The organism is Ruegeria sp. CDSB113 (genome assembly GCF_059611045.1).
Window position 1 is genome coordinate 221,821 of the sequence record NZ_JBXWOU010000003.1, and the last position, 13,811, is coordinate 235,631.

12 protein-coding genes are annotated in these 13,811 nt (G+C 56.7%); 4 read left to right on the forward strand and 8 right to left on the reverse strand.

The annotated features are described in order from the left end of the window. Positions 1–86: 86 nt before the first annotated feature. From AC2FIS_RS07825 to AC2FIS_RS07835, 3 genes are all read left to right on the forward strand, one after another. The gene (locus AC2FIS_RS07825; RefSeq protein WP_496772727.1) at positions 87–1,694 is read left to right on the forward strand and encodes an ABC transporter transmembrane domain-containing protein; all 1,608 of its coding nucleotides are present in this window, start codon (positions 87–89) and stop codon (positions 1,692–1,694) included. Further along, a complete protein-coding gene (locus AC2FIS_RS07830) occupies positions 1,691–3,787 on the forward strand; it encodes a peptidase domain-containing ABC transporter (RefSeq protein ID WP_496772728.1) in 2,097 nt (698 codons plus the stop codon). Before AC2FIS_RS07825 ends, AC2FIS_RS07830 begins: the two co-directional genes overlap by 4 nt. A 62-nt stretch (positions 3,788–3,849) precedes the next feature. Beyond that, a complete protein-coding gene (locus AC2FIS_RS07835) occupies positions 3,850–5,112 on the forward strand; it encodes an HlyD family type I secretion periplasmic adaptor subunit (protein ID WP_496772729.1) in 1,263 nt (420 codons plus the stop codon). Positions 5,113–5,165: 53 nt separating this feature from the next. Here AC2FIS_RS07835 and AC2FIS_RS07840 read toward each other — a convergent pair whose 3' ends face one another. The 7 genes from AC2FIS_RS07840 to AC2FIS_RS07870 all read right to left on the reverse strand — a co-directional run bounded on the left by AC2FIS_RS07840 (position 5,166) and on the right by AC2FIS_RS07870 (position 11,027). Continuing rightward, a complete protein-coding gene (locus tag AC2FIS_RS07840; protein WP_496772915.1) occupies positions 5,166–7,022 on the reverse strand; it encodes an SLC13 family permease in 1,857 nt (618 codons plus the stop codon). Between the two features lie 224 nt (positions 7,023–7,246). Further along, positions 7,247–7,711 carry a preQ(1) synthase gene (gene queF / locus AC2FIS_RS07845; RefSeq protein WP_108859684.1) on the reverse strand — a complete coding sequence of 155 codons (465 nt, stop codon included), beginning with the start codon at positions 7,709–7,711 and terminating at the stop codon, positions 7,247–7,249. 16 nt (positions 7,712–7,727) lie between these two features. Next, positions 7,728–8,429, reverse strand: coding sequence for a 7-carboxy-7-deazaguanine synthase QueE (gene queE, locus AC2FIS_RS07850; RefSeq protein ID WP_496772730.1), 702 nt, complete (start codon positions 8,427–8,429; stop codon positions 7,728–7,730). Further along, on the reverse strand, positions 8,426–8,779 hold the full coding sequence (gene queD, locus AC2FIS_RS07855) for a 6-carboxytetrahydropterin synthase QueD (RefSeq protein ID WP_496772731.1): 354 nt from the start codon (positions 8,777–8,779) through the stop codon (positions 8,426–8,428). The genes queE and queD overlap by 4 nt, the downstream gene beginning before the upstream one ends. Further along, the gene (queC, locus tag AC2FIS_RS07860) at positions 8,779–9,477 is read right to left on the reverse strand and encodes a 7-cyano-7-deazaguanine synthase QueC (RefSeq protein ID WP_496772733.1); all 699 of its coding nucleotides are present in this window, start codon (positions 9,475–9,477) and stop codon (positions 8,779–8,781) included. Before queC ends, queD begins: the two co-directional genes overlap by 1 nt. A gap of 129 nt (positions 9,478–9,606) precedes the next feature. Then, complete coding sequence (locus tag AC2FIS_RS07865; RefSeq protein ID WP_496772734.1) at positions 9,607–10,326, reverse strand: aspartate/glutamate racemase family protein; 720 nt, start codon at positions 10,324–10,326, stop codon at positions 9,607–9,609. Continuing rightward, on the reverse strand, positions 10,323–11,027 hold the full coding sequence (locus tag AC2FIS_RS07870) for a GntR family transcriptional regulator (RefSeq protein ID WP_496772736.1): 705 nt from the start codon (positions 11,025–11,027) through the stop codon (positions 10,323–10,325). Before AC2FIS_RS07870 ends, AC2FIS_RS07865 begins: the two co-directional genes overlap by 4 nt. Before the next feature lie 109 nt (positions 11,028–11,136). Here AC2FIS_RS07870 and AC2FIS_RS07875 point away from each other — a divergent pair, with 109 nt between their 5' ends. Next, entirely contained in the window at positions 11,137–12,831 is a 1,695-nt protein-coding gene (locus tag AC2FIS_RS07875; protein WP_496772737.1) for a thiamine pyrophosphate-binding protein, read from the forward strand. Here the strand turns inward: AC2FIS_RS07875 and AC2FIS_RS07880 are convergent. Next, on the reverse strand, positions 12,792–13,712 hold the full coding sequence (locus AC2FIS_RS07880) for a LysR family transcriptional regulator (protein ID WP_496772739.1): 921 nt from the start codon (positions 13,710–13,712) through the stop codon (positions 12,792–12,794). The two genes, AC2FIS_RS07875 and AC2FIS_RS07880, sit on opposite strands and share 40 nt — an antisense overlap. Positions 13,713–13,811 lie beyond the last annotated feature (99 nt).

Below are 13,811 nucleotides of genomic sequence, written 5' to 3' on the forward strand. Positions count from 1 at the left end.
GTGGATTTGTTGGTCGCATTTCGGCACCTCACTTTGATATCCCGCTTTGGGTTGCCTGTTTGACTATGAATACTCTGTCGCTTTTGATGCCGATTTCCATCTTGCTGATATTCGATCGGGTCATCCCGTTCCAGTCTACCGACACGCTGCGCGTATTGACGGTGGCGCTGGTGATCGGTGCCGGTATGGAGCTGATGCTGAGACAGTGCCGTGCCGTCCTTTTGACAACCACGGCTGAGGGGGCAGCGGTCTGGAATTACCGCCGCTTTATGACCAAAGTTCTGAACGCGAATTCTTTGGACTTCTCCCGCGAACCCGCCAGCAATTATGCGGAACGCTACGCAGCTATCGGCCAGTTGCGGGACTACCATTCGGGGCAGGGGCAAACACTCTCGATTGATCTGCCCTTTACGGTCTTGTTTGCGATTCTGATCGGCTTGATCGGGGGGTGGCTGATTTTGGTGCCACTGGGCGCGTTTGGCGTCGTGATCGTCTTCGCGGCGGCCATGAAGCGCGCGCAGTGGGCCCTGTTCAAGCGCCGCAAGTCCCTGGACACACGCCGATACGCGTTTTTGTCCGAGATTTTGTCAAACATGCCCACGGTCAAGGCAAACCGGATGGAGCCACAAATGGCCCGCCGCTTTGAATTGCTTGAAGATCAGACCGTCGATCTCAGCAAAAAGCTGATCCATTTCTCGGGCTTTGCACAAAGCTTTGGAGCCTTTTTTTCGCAGATGACTGTTGCTGCGATGGGGTTGTTGGGGGCCTACCTGGTGATCATCAACCTGATCGGTATCGCCGAATTGGCTGCCTGCATGCTGTTGAATGGCCGAATTATCCAGCCGTTGACCAAACTCATGGCGATGTGGGTTCAGTCGGAAAATTCTGCCATTTCACAAACACGATTGAACGAAATGGATCAGCTTGAAACCGGGCAAAGTGTAGGGCTTTCCTACGATCACTTGGGGCAAATCAGGGTTTCCGGTTTGTCCATGCGCCGTTTGAAAGGAGAGGGAGGAGCTTTCTTGCCCCTCAACTTTCAGGTGGAGCAAGGGCAGGGCGTTTTGATTGAGCCCGAAGAAAGTTGGATGGTCGAAACTTTGTTTGACGCAATGACGGGGCAGCGAGAGCCGGATGAGGGCAGGTTGCTCATTGGCGGCATACCGGCCTCACAGCTGATCGGGTGGCGCGGGCAGGACGCGCTGGTTGCGCTCGAAGCCGAGCCCGCGATCTTGTCGGGAACACTGCTTGAAAACATCAGCGCTTTTGGTGATGCAGAGACCGTTGATCGCGCCAAGCAAGTTGCCGTCGCACTTGGGCTAGAGAAGCGCATTCACCGTTTGCCCATGGGTTATGCAACCCAACTTAGCACCGGAACCGGGTTTGAGGCCGACCCGGTGAACCGGCATCTCATTGCATTGACACGGGCCTTGGCGCTGCGGCCGCGGGTGCTTTTGATGAATGAACCAACAGCGGTTCTAGATACAACGGAACGCCAAGCTCTGGCGGATTACCTCCAATCCGTTTCACCGCGGCCCACGATACTTGTGGCAAGCCCGGACCCTCGGATGAGGCAGATAACGGGCAGGTGCGTTCGCTTAAGTTTGTCAAACACCCTGGATCTGGCGGCATGGGCGGTGGACGCAGATCTTGAACGGGCAGCCGCAGAAGCCTGGAAAAAGGGTGCCGCATGACCGTAATGAACACTCAGATTGCAAGCGGGTTGCTATTTAGACTGCTGTTGGCGGGTGGCTGGCGCAATAATGAAGACCGGCTGCTTGAGGCGTTTCCGCACGTGCTGGATCGGCTCCGCCCGGATGACATTTTCGAGACGTTGGAAAACCTCAATATCCCCTACACGCAGATCAGATGTCGTGAACGCGAGATCACGGATCACGAATGCCCGGCATTGATCATACCGGACAATGGTGCCTGCTACCTGGCGTTGGATCGGATGGGTGGCACGCTGCAAATCAGCGACGATCTGAACCCAGATCTGAACCACCTCAAGCCCGGCCGCCGATGGTGCACCGTCATCCGGATCGACCGCTTCACGCATCACCAGACAGACAGGCGGTTCACATCTGTCCGCTCGGCATTCGCAGAATTAGGCCCGATGTTGCCCTGGCTGCTGATCGCCTCGTTGTTATCCAACGTTCTGGGGCTTATGGCTCCCTTGCTGATCATGGGCATCTATGAGCGGGTCATCCCGTCGGGTTCTGTTAATTTGCTGGTTTCGCTGATGATCGGTGTGGTGATTGTGGGGGCGTCAGACCTTTGCTTCCGCCATGCACGCACGAGGGCGCTGGCATATGTTGGCTGGCGTGGAGAGCGTCAGTTGATGATTGCGCTGTTTCGCAAACTGATGTCACTGCCGCTGAGCCAGCTCGGGAAAACGGATGTAAACCAACAGCTATCGCGTTTTCGCCAATTCGAATCCTTGCGCGATGCATTTACCGGGCAGGTCATGACGACCCTTCTGGATCTGCCATTCGTGGTTATTTTCTTTGCGGTCCTTGCATATCTCGCACCGCAGGTCGGGCTGCTGACGCTCGGCTTGGCGGTCTTTCTTGTCTTGCTTGGCGCAATCATCATCCCACACCAAAAACGGTTGGATCAAAAAACGGCAGAGGCCGCCGCCGCTAGCCAGTCGGGCGTTCAGGACGCTATTCTTAACCAGCGGGCCATTGCAAATCTGGGGATGCAAAACCAATGGTTGGACCGCTGCATGCCTCTTGCACAGCGCGCAGAAGCGGCCGCGCGCCGCAGCCGTCAGTTTCAGGCGCTTGCGCAATCATTGGCTCAATCCGTCACGGCACTTGCGACGATGGGGGCAATCATCTTGTGTGCGCATGGCGCGTTGCGCGGTGATATCAGCTTTGGTGCGTTGATCGCTTCGATTGCGTTGGTGTCCAAAATTTTGGCGCCGATTCAGTCTCTGTATTCCAGCTTCCCCCAGATCCTGTCCTTCCGAAGCAGTCGAAATCAGGCGGATCGCGTCCTTGATCTTGGCGAGGAGATCGAAGTGGGGCTGGAACAAACGCACCAAAAAACTTTAAACGGCGCGATTGCGTTTTCCTCTGTCACGTACCGACCGGATCCTTTGAACGCGCCTGTCCTTTCGCAAGCCAGTTTCAACTGTGATCCGGGCGAAGTGGTTCTGGTCATGGGCAGCGATGCGGCCGGTCGCACAGCGGTGCTGGATCTGATCGACGGCCTTTTCGCGCCTCTGGCAGGTACGATTGAACATGACGGCATCGACGTTCGTCAGATTGCCAGGGACGAATTGCGTAAATCCATAACCTACGCCACTTACGACATGTCGATGTTCTACGGAACTGTTGCCCAGAACTTTCGATTGGCCTCGCCGTCTCTCACTGATGACAACATTATGGCTGCTTTGACCGATATGGATTTGCTGGATGACCAAGGCCTTCTGCCAAAGGGCATCGACACTCGTTTGACCGACGGTGACCTGGCGCAGATGCCATCGGCAACCTTAAAGTCGCTAGTCCTTGCACGCAGCATGGCGCGCCCTTCTTCGGTCTTTCTGTTTTCCGATCCAACCAACGGCCTTTCCGACCATCGACGGGCGTGTTTCAGGAACTGGATCCGCGCGCAGCAAGGGCGCAAGACAGTGGTCATAGCAACGGCGGATCGCTCATTCATGCAGATCGCCGACCGCTTCATCTTTCTGAATGGCGACAAGGTTGTCGTGAACAGCACAGGTGATGCAGGACGCAAGAAACTTCATGCCGTATTGAAAACGCTTGGGAGGGCACAGTGAAATCAGGTTCTAAGAAAAGTGACACGTCCGGTCCAATGGAACGCGCGAATTGGAGGCGTCGAATGCGGCGGCCAAGATTTGCGGCCTTCCTGTCGCTTGCGGTTTCGGCCATGGTTGGATGCCTGGTGGTTCTGGCGGGGCAAACTGCTGTTCCCCAGGTCACCCGCGCCCCAGGGACGATCCTGCCAGTTGGCGCGTATCCACAAATCGAAACGATGCCCGGCGGCATTGTTCGGGCTGTTCACGTTCGCGACGGCCAGTTGGTTGAGGCGGGGGATTTGCTGGTTGAACTGCATCACCCGGATCTGACGCGGGAAAGAGATGTCACGTCGGGCCAGCTTGCTGCGGTTCAGCGAGACTTGGCCACAGCGTCCGCTGTACTGGCGGTATTGGATCGCGAAGCAGTGCCTGACAAGGCGGAAATTGATGCGCTCAGAGGCAAGGGCCTGATTTCTGCAGCCGCAAGGTTGGACCTTTATGCTGAAAGCCAACGCATTCAGCTGGCCACGATCAAACAGCAAGAGGGGACATTGGATATCCTGACACAGGCCTCGCAGTTCGCGCAGGACCGCGTTCGAAAGAAAGAGGAAATTCTAGAGAGATACGCGCAACTGCGAATGCAGGGTCTAAAATCCCTGAGCGATTTCCTTGAGGAAGAGGATGAAGTGGACGCGGTTCGCGCGGCTGCATCGGACGCCCGGGTGCGCCTTGCCGAAGCACAGAGCGCATTGATGCTGGCCCGCGCAGCCAAAGCTGAAGAAACCCTGGCGTTGCGAGATGAGGTGCTGACCCGATGGGCCGAACTTGAGCAAAAGCGCGTGGAATTGGAGATATCGCTGGACGTCGTAGATTCAAAATTGTCGGCACTGCGTATTTCCGCCCCAGCACGTGGAATTATTCAGGCGGCAACATATCCTAACCCAGGGGAAGTCATCGCGCCGGGTGAAGTGATTTTTGAGATTTTGCCAACCCGTCGCGCCTTGGTCGTAGAAGCACGTATCGCAAATTCCGATGTCGGCCATGTTGAGGTGGATCAGCCGGTTTCAGTAAGCGTAGACACGTTTGATGCCCGGCGTTTCGGTAAGGTCGAAGGACGCCTGCAATCCATCTATCCTGTGCCTCTGACGGATGAACAAACCGGTGAAACCTATTTCAGGGCCTCGTTTAAACTGGCCGAAGCCAAGGTTGGCACGGGCCCGTGGGAGCGTCCGCTTCAGGCTGGGATGACTGTTGTTGCGGAAATGACGACGGGTGAACAGACGCTGCTTTCCTACCTGTTGAAGCCGGTGCAGATGACAATGGAACGCGCATTCAGCGAGCGGTAGTTTACAGCTGTAAGGCTTTGCAATCACGGGCCCATTCCTGCTTGCCGAAGCGGTCAGTACAGCAAATTGAGCATCAGGAGTGAAACAACAAGAAACAGGATCGTCATAACCCCCCCTGAGCGCACAAAGTCCATGACTTTATACCCTGCAGGACCCATAATCAGGGCGTTTACCTGATGGGTCGGGATTATGAAGCTGTTCGATGTTGATATGGCAACCGTCAGGGCAAATACGGCCGGATTTCCGCCAGCTGCCACCGCAATGGAAACGGCCAATGGCACAAGCAGAACAGTGGCTCCGACGTTGGACATCACCAATGAAAACGCCGTAGCCAGAACCGCAACGCCTGCCTGAAGGGACCAGATCGGCCAGCCGTCCAGAATGATCATGATCTGTTGTGCAATCCACGCAGCCGTGCCGGTATTCTGTACCGCCTGACCCAATGGAATAAGGCATGCGAGCAGAAAAACAGTATTCCATCCGACCGCACGGTAGGCTTCATCGACACTCAACACACGTGTCAGCATCATTCCCGCGGCTCCGGTTAATAGACAGAGCGAGAGCCGAATGTCGGTGAACAGGATCATCGACAAGGAAACGGCGAAAAACGCCAGCGCCCAACCGACCTTTTGCGGGCGCAGTTCGTCTTGCGGGAAGTCGGTGGTGACGACCACAAAATCGGGATCGCGCTTGATCCGCATCAAGTTGTCCCACCGTGTATGGGCCACTAGCATGTCGCCTGCGTGAAACTCCTCAAGCCCGATTTGAGTGGACTCGTGCGTTTCGGATTCAACATGGCTGAGCGTTTCCTCGCCGCGATGGATGGCAAGCAACGACATGCCGTATGTCTTGCGGAACAATAGCTCGCGTGGGCATTTCCCGATCAGCTTGCTGTCGGGTGTTATGACAACTTCAGCGATGCCTGCATTGGTTGGTGCGAATTCTTCGACAAAGATGTCTAACGCCGGCAGGACGGTTAGCCCGTATTTTTGCGCAAACTCCTCTACGACCCAGCGCCGGCCAATGATCGCCAATCGGCAAGGCGCGGCAATTTCGGCCGTCAGAACCTGAACCATCGAGGTTTTGCCGCGATAGAATGTCGAAATGATGTACAGGTGGTTTTCGTGATTTATGTCGGCCAGAATCTGCCCGACCAAAGGGCTTTCGGCTGGAACGATTACTTCGAAAACATCGGCTTTCAGGCCGTAGACACGTTGCAGATACTCCTGCGTTCCCTGTCCGGTTCCGGTGTTTTCCGATCCCTCATCACCGGGTAAAACCCACCGACCCAGCAGCAGAAAGTAGGCGATGCCGGTCAGGATCAGAACAATCCCGATTGGTGTCACAGAAAACAGGCCAAACTGCTCCATTTTCTGACCTTCGGGCAGGCCATTGTTGGCCGACTGGATCAGATCGTTCAGCAAGATAAGAGGCGAAGATCCGACCATCGTCATTGTGCCGCCAAGGATGGCGCAGAACCCCATAGGCATCAGCAAACGCGACAACGGGATGCCTGATCGGGAAGATATTCGGCTGACGACCGGAAGAAATAGCGCGGCGGCCCCAACGTTCTGCATGAACGAGGAAATGACCCCAACAGTGCCCGAAATAATCGGCAGAACGCGTTTCTCGGACGTACCGCCATATTTCAGAATAACGGCGGCGACTTTGTTCATTATGCCGGTCTTGTCGAGGCCAGCGCCGACGATCATGACCGCGATAATGGAAATCACCGCATTGGATGCAAATCCATCAAACAGGTGCGGCACGTCAGCGAGCTTTTCGAGCCCGGGCGCGTAACTGAGAAGGCCGATAAGGACCAGAACAAGTATGGCAGAAAGGTCAATTCTGACGATTTCGGATACAAAGAGAAATACGGTGAAGGCAAGAAGGGCGCAAACGACTCCCATCTCAAAATTGAAGGCCACCTGTTCCACAATCGTCACCAGGAATTTGTTCTTACATTAAGGAAACATCTAACCCATCAATGTTGGATTGTCATGATGTTTCAAAACCGCAAGCTCGGGCGAAACAAAATTACCACCACTGCCAAAACGCCACGTTTCAAACCGGTGCGGGGGCCCCTTTGATTGCTTGTCAGGCAGGGGCCTTCACCCCTCTCAAGTCATCGTGGTCAACCACGCCCACGGTAAGGCGGCACACCCTGATCCGGGATCCAGACGCCTTCGGGCGTTGGGCCAGTTTGCCAGAACACGTCGATCGGAATGCCCCCGCGCGGATACCAGTACCCTCCGATACGCAGCCACCGGGGTTCCAGAAACTCCTGCAGCCGGCGGGCAATCGAGATGGTGCAATCTTCGTGAAAGGCGCCATGATTGCGGAACGAGCCCAGAAACAGCTTGAGCGCCTTGCTTTCCACCAACCACTGATCGGGCACGTAATCTATCACCAGGTGGGCAAAATCCGGCTGGCCCGTCATCGGACAAAGCGAGGTGAATTCGGGCGCGGTAAAGCGCACGTTGTAATCCACATCAGCCTGCGGATTCTGCACGCGTTCCAGAACCGCCTCTTCCGGGCTGGCTGGCATTTTGGTGTCTCCGCCCAACTGGGTGAGGTTACTGTAGATACTATCGGTCATGTTATCTCTCCTGCACTCAGACGCCGCGTTTGTTGCCCCAGATCAGCACATGTAGCTGGGGCAGAATGCGAGGCGCGAACCAACCGGCATTCAAAGTCTTATCTATCAGCCATTCCACACGTCTGGTGGCATTGGTCAAATCAACCGGGCTGGCCGGATCGGTTTCCGGGTTACCGGGTTGAAGGTAAAGCGGAAGGTCCGGATACCGGTCGGCTACGCTGCGTGCCCAGTCAAAATCAGTGTCGTCAAAGATCACGATCTTGAGGACAGTTTGCGCAGGGCGCACGTTGAGGCAGGCGTCAAACGCCGTCCAATCCATATCCTCGCCACTGCTGGGGGGTTTCGGGCTGAGAACAAGCATAGCAAGGTCGGAAAACCACGGCTTTGCGATTGACCCTTGGGTTTCGCATACAAAGGCATAGCCTTCCGCTTTGCCCTGCCGGATCAGCGGGCCAAAATCCTGAATGGCGGGATTTCCGCCAGACAGAGACACGGTCAGTGGCCGCCCGCCTGACAAACGCTGGACCTCGGACCAAACGGCCTGCGTTTCCATTGCTGCCCAATCGTGGCGATAGGCGCTGTCGACCGCATGGAGGCTGTCGCACCAGCTGCACCGGAAATCGCACCCGCCCGAGCGTACAAATACCGTCGGCTGACCGATCAGCGCGCCTTCGCCCTGTACTGTGGGGCCAAAAATTTCTGATATTCTAAGGGTCATGGGCGATACTCGGCCCATGTCTTGGGCGTCTCGGACACTTTCACCGCAGCGGTTTCGGGCCAGCGGGCCGCGCACCAGTCAAAGAAGTGCCGCGCGAGGTTTTCGGCAGTCGACACGACGTTCAGCACATTGTTCAGGTGCCGGTGGTCAAATTCGTCGTCGATATAGGTCTTGAGCGATTTCAGCTCGTGGTAATCCCGCACGAACCCATCCGCGTTCAACTCGCGCCGGGCCAATTCGACCACGACGACATAGTTGTGTCCATGCATCCGGGCACACTGATGATCATCAGGCAGGTGGGTTAGCTGGTGCGAGGCGGAAAAGTGGAATTCCTTGGTGATCCGGTACATCAGACCTGTGCCCCCGCGATGGCCGACTTCCAGAATTCGGCGTCTTCGTATTGCGTTGGGTCCGGCACACCGGCCAGATCAAACGCCTCGCGCCGTTCAACGCATGTTCCGCAACGGCCACAATGCACGTCGCCGCCCTTGTAACAGGACCACGTCTGATCGAACGGGGTATCCAAGCGCGCGCCTTCGCGGACAATATCGGCTTTGCTGCGGTGGACGAATGGCACATGCAGCGCCACATCCGCGTAGCCGTCCAACGCGGCGCGCTGCATGGTGTCAAACGCATCTGTGAATGCCGGACGGCAATCGGGATAGATGAAATGGTCGCCGCCATGCACAGCTGTCGCGACTGCGTGGTCACCCTGCGCTGCTGCCACGCCATAAGCGATGGTCAGCATGATCGCATTGCGGTTGGGGACAACCGTGACCTTCATCGTTTCTTCCGCGTAATGCCCGTCAGGCACGTCGACATCGTCGGTCAAGGCCGAGCCTGTCAGCGACGCGCCGACAGAACGCAGATCAATCACGTGATGGGGCACGCTCAGCCGCTCTGAACAGAGGGCCGCGAAGGTCAGTTCCTTGGTGTGGCGCTGACCATAGTCGAAAGACACAAGCCGTGACAGGTTTCCTTCCGCGGCCAGCACATGCGCAAGCGACACGGAATCCAGTCCGCCGGAGCAGACCAATGTAGTTTTCATGTTTTCAGTCCTTGTTTTGATAACCGGGTAGGCTGCGACCGGCGGTCGGGACGCTTACGGTCTTTTTCCGGTAAGCGCAATGCACGAATTGGTGGACAAAAGAGACCTTAGGCCTGACCGCCGCGCCCTTTAGGGATTGGGAAAGCGCGGCGGCACAAGTCCAGCTTGAAACCAACTGACCAATGTCACAATGGAAAAGACGGGCAAACCGGTAGCGCGCTGAATATCTGCCGCGTATGGGCACATATTCGTGCATTCCAGCACAATCGCGCCAAGGTCCGGATTTTCGGACTGCAGCGCAATTGCGGCATCAACGTTATCGGCACGGGCCTTATCAACATCCAGGGCAAGTTCGTTCCCAAGTATCGCGCGTGTGAATTCGCGCCCGCCTTCGGTGGAACTGATGGGTGTATCGTCCGGCACCTGAGCGCTGCGCAGATGATCACGGGTCAAAGTGGAGGCGGAAATGGTCAGAACCCCCGTGCGTTTTCCGACCGGAAGGATGCCGTTCACCATCTGCACCTGCATCAAAGATGAAGTCACGACCGGAACCGGTACAGCCTCGGACAGCTCTTTCTGAAACAGGGACAGAAACCCGCAATTGGTGGTAATGCCGTCCGCGCCGTCCTTGACCAGTTCACGCGCGGCATCAATGAATGCGTCCAACATGCCCTCGGCCCGGTGCCGAACGACCAGGTCCGGCGAGGCATCCCGCACAATGCGATAGAGCACCGGAAAAGGCCATGTCAGCGCATTTCCCATATCACCGGGGATGCGTGGGAATTGGGCGTCCAGCATCAGAATGCCCACTGACGCTCCGTAAATGGATTTGCCACCTTGGGCGATCATCCGTGCGCCTCCTCGATAATGCGGGCCGAGATGTCTTCGGACCCTTCCATGTAGATGCTGGATATCCCGTGGCGCACGGCGTCCTGCACCTGATCTATTCGCTTGGAGATATGCGCGCCCAGTACGCGCGCGGCCTCATCCGCGTCGCGATCCAGCAAGGCCTGCATGACCCGTTTATGTTCGTCTTTCGAGCGTTGAACCCGATCCAAGCTCATGGAAACCCAGCGGATATATCGGATGCGTTCGTTGATCCGGGTCAGGGTTTGCACCAGTTCGTTGTTGCCCGATAGCCTGGCAATGCCCAGATGAAATTCTTCGTCCCTGCTGACGGCTTCTTCGACGGTCAGGCCGGTGATGTCGATGCCAGTCGCATAAAGCTCATCATGAAGTGTTTCTAGGTCTCTGTCAGACGCCTTTGCGCAAGCGTTGCGTGCAGCGGCGGATTCGATGATCTGGCGCAGCTCGAACAGATCAAACACGCTCTGCGGGTCCAGCGGGCGGCAGAAAAAGCCCAGGCCAGGGCGAAAGTCGAACAGGTGTTCGGCCACCAACCGGTTCAGGGCTTCGCGCAGAGGCGTGCGGCTGACGCCCAATTCCTTCGACAGCGCCACCTCGTTCAACCGATCACCTGGTCGAAGGTGAAACGAGACGGCCATCGCCTTTACCTGATCATAGATGTCGTCAACGCGTGGACCTGCCATAAGTGCCGCCTTTTTCCGTTTGCCAAGGCGTGCCACAGGTTGCTCTTGAAATCAATATACAAAACTGTATACAGGTCTGCATGCAGATTAAAATCAAAGGAAACCAGCGATGACCGGGACGAACTATCTGACAGGTGCTGAGGCAATGGTGCGCATGTTGGAAGCACACGGCGTGAAACACATGTTCGGCCTGTGCGGTGATACCACGTTGCCCTTCTATGACGCGTTGGCGCGGATGGATCATGGTATTCAGCACATTCTGACCCGGGATGAACGTCACGCGGCCTATATGGCGGATGGATACGCACGCGTCACTGGCAAGCCGGGCGTCTGCGAAGGCCCGTCCGGAGGCGGGGCGACTTACATACTGCCAGGGGTGATCGAGGCCAGCGAAAGTTCGGTTCCCATCCTGGCGATCACCTCTGACGTGGCGACGACCAGCCGCGGAAAATACCCGTTGACTGAGTTGGATCAGGCTGCGCTGTTCAAGCCGTTGGCAAAGTGGAATGCGTCTCTGGACGACGCCTCGCGTTTGCCTGCGATGGTGCGGGCTGCGTTTCGTGCTATGACGACCGGAACACCGGGCGCAACACATCTGGCGCTGCCCTTTGATACGCAGAAAGGACAGGTGGACGAAGCCGAGGTATGGGCAGATGCACGCCACCGCAGCTATCCCGCCGAACGGGCTGGACCGGATCTGGATGCCATTGAAGCGGCCGCGGATATCCTGGCCAAAGCTAAGTCAGCAGTCATCGTTTGTGGCGGCGGGCCGGTTCTTTCCGGGGCCGAGGAGGCGTTGCGCCAAGTTGCAACCCTGTTGGATATCCCAGTTGCCACAACAGTTTCCGGTCAGGGTTCCATTGCCGAAACGGATCCGCTGGCCTTGGGCGTCGTTGGCTCGAACGGTGGTGTTCCGGCCACGCGCGCCGTTGTGGATCAGGCAGATGTGGTCATGTTTGTCGGATGCCGCGCGGGGTCGGTCACGACTGAACGCTGGTGCAGCCCCGGGCGCGACGCCACTATTATCCATATAGACAGCGACCCGATGGTGATTGGCGCAAATTATCAGACCGAAGTCGCCATCTGTGCCGATGCCCGTTTGGCGCTGGAGGCCTTGGCGCGATCGCTGAAAACGCGGAACGATCTGCCAGGCCTTGGTGGAGCGGCCCAGGCCCGTTCCGCTTGGGAAGCCAAGTTGAATGCGTTCGCTCCGCTTGCGGCAAGTCGGGAAACTCCGATCCGGCCCGAAGCCGTAATGGCGGTTCTTGCAGACATCCTGGACGATGATGCGATTGTCGTGGCTGATCCGGGCACCCCGTGCCCTTACTTCAGCGCGCACTATCGCTGGCGCAAACCGGGGCGGCATTTTATCACCAATCGGGCGCATGGCGCGTTGGGGTATTCGCTGGGCGCCGCTATGGGCGCGCATGTGGGTCGGCCATCAGTCAAGACACTGTCCGTTATGGGGGATGGATCCTTCGGCTTCACCTGTGGCGAATTTGAAACGATGGTGCGGCACAAGATGCCGATTACCTCGATCGTATTCTCGAACTCGGTTTTTGGCTGGATCAAAGCGGGTCAGGATGCAGGCTTTGGGCAGCGTTACTACAACGTCGATTTCAATCGGACCGATCACGCCGCTGTTGCTTCGGCGTTTGGGGTCAAATCGTGGACGGTGAAGGACCCGGACGATTTGCGCAAAGTGTTGAAGCAGGCTGTTGAGCATGATGGCCCAACGCTGGTCGACATCCACTCACAACAGCTTCACGAAGCTGCGGCACCGGTGTCGGAATGGGTGGCATAAGACGCGATTGACGGGGTCAACTGGGCAAGAAACTCTTGTGCAATCATCGACAAAGGACGTCCTTTGGCAGTGATTATCGCAAGATCCAGCGTAACGGCTGGTCTGAAAGGGCGGGTTTGATATCCGCCCTCTTCATCGAAGGTCACTGTGAACGGATCAATCATCGCGACGCCCATGCCCTGTTTGACAAAGCTCAGCAGGTTTTCCGACAAATGCGTGTGAATTCTCGTCTGCCAAGTACGCTCTGCAGTCTGAAAAATGTCGCGGGTTCTGCGATGGGTTTGGTGTTCGGGGCCCATGACAATGAACGGCTCGTTCTCAAGCAGCTCCGGTGTCAGTTCGTCATAGGCCGCCAAATGGCTACCTTCGGGGAACGTGGCCATCGTTTCAAAATGGAAGACCTGATAGTTTAGCGTGTCGTGGAGTATTGGCATCTCGACGATGCCGATCTCGAACAAGCCCGAGGTTACCCACTCCTGTATTTTCGAAGAATACTGAGACTGAAAGCTGACGGACAGATTGGGGCGTGACTTGGCAAAGCGTGCAATCTCTCGCGGCATGAAACCGAACGACAACAAATGGGGCGCCGCGACCTGCAACTGCCCGGGATGCTTGTTCTGAAGATCCGAAACGGCCTGCGCGACGTGATCCAGCCCGCGGACCACGGTATCGACCTCTCGATACAAAAGCTCGGCCTCTGGCGTCGGCAAAAGACGTCCTTTGTTGCGTTCGAACAAGGGCAACCGGGCCTCACGTTCCAACTGAGCCAACAGATTGCTGATGCCCGGCTGGGAGATTCCCAGGACTGACGCGGCTCCTGTCACAGTGCCGGTTTCCATGATGGCGTGGAACGCCTGCAACTGACGAAAGCGCAGAGACATAGCTTACCCTATCATTTCTTATGATGGACTTACGAAAACATAGTATTTGAAATGATATGCCGGTCAAGGCAGGCTTCCACCTACCGCTGGGGAGGACGA

Bases quoted from the DNA above. Each gene is read 5' to 3' on its own strand.
- AC2FIS_RS07825 (WP_496772727.1), top strand. From the start codon at position 87: ATGCCGATTTCCATCTTGCTGATATTCGATCGGGTCATCCCGTTCCAG.
- AC2FIS_RS07830 (WP_496772728.1), top strand. From the start codon at position 1,691: ATGACCGTAATGAACACTCAGATTGCAAGCGGGTTGCTATTTAGACTG.
- AC2FIS_RS07835 (WP_496772729.1), top strand. From the start codon at position 3,850: ATGCGGCGGCCAAGATTTGCGGCCTTCCTGTCGCTTGCGGTTTCGGCC.
- AC2FIS_RS07840 (WP_496772915.1), bottom strand. From the start codon at position 7,022: ATGGGAGTCGTTTGCGCCCTTCTTGCCTTCACCGTATTTCTCTTTGTA.
- queF (WP_108859684.1), bottom strand. From the start codon at position 7,711: ATGACCGATAGTATCTACAGTAACCTCACCCAGTTGGGCGGAGACACC.
- queE (WP_496772730.1), bottom strand. From the start codon at position 8,429: ATGACCCTTAGAATATCAGAAATTTTTGGCCCCACAGTACAGGGCGAA.
- queD (WP_496772731.1), bottom strand. From the start codon at position 8,779: ATGTACCGGATCACCAAGGAATTCCACTTTTCCGCCTCGCACCAGCTA.
- queC (WP_496772733.1), bottom strand. From the start codon at position 9,477: ATGAAAACTACATTGGTCTGCTCCGGCGGACTGGATTCCGTGTCGCTT.
- AC2FIS_RS07865 (WP_496772734.1), bottom strand. From the start codon at position 10,326: ATGATCGCCCAAGGTGGCAAATCCATTTACGGAGCGTCAGTGGGCATT.
- AC2FIS_RS07870 (WP_496772736.1), bottom strand. From the start codon at position 11,027: ATGGCAGGTCCACGCGTTGACGACATCTATGATCAGGTAAAGGCGATG.
- AC2FIS_RS07875 (WP_496772737.1), top strand. From the start codon at position 11,137: ATGACCGGGACGAACTATCTGACAGGTGCTGAGGCAATGGTGCGCATG.
- AC2FIS_RS07880 (WP_496772739.1), bottom strand. From the start codon at position 13,712: ATGTCTCTGCGCTTTCGTCAGTTGCAGGCGTTCCACGCCATCATGGAA.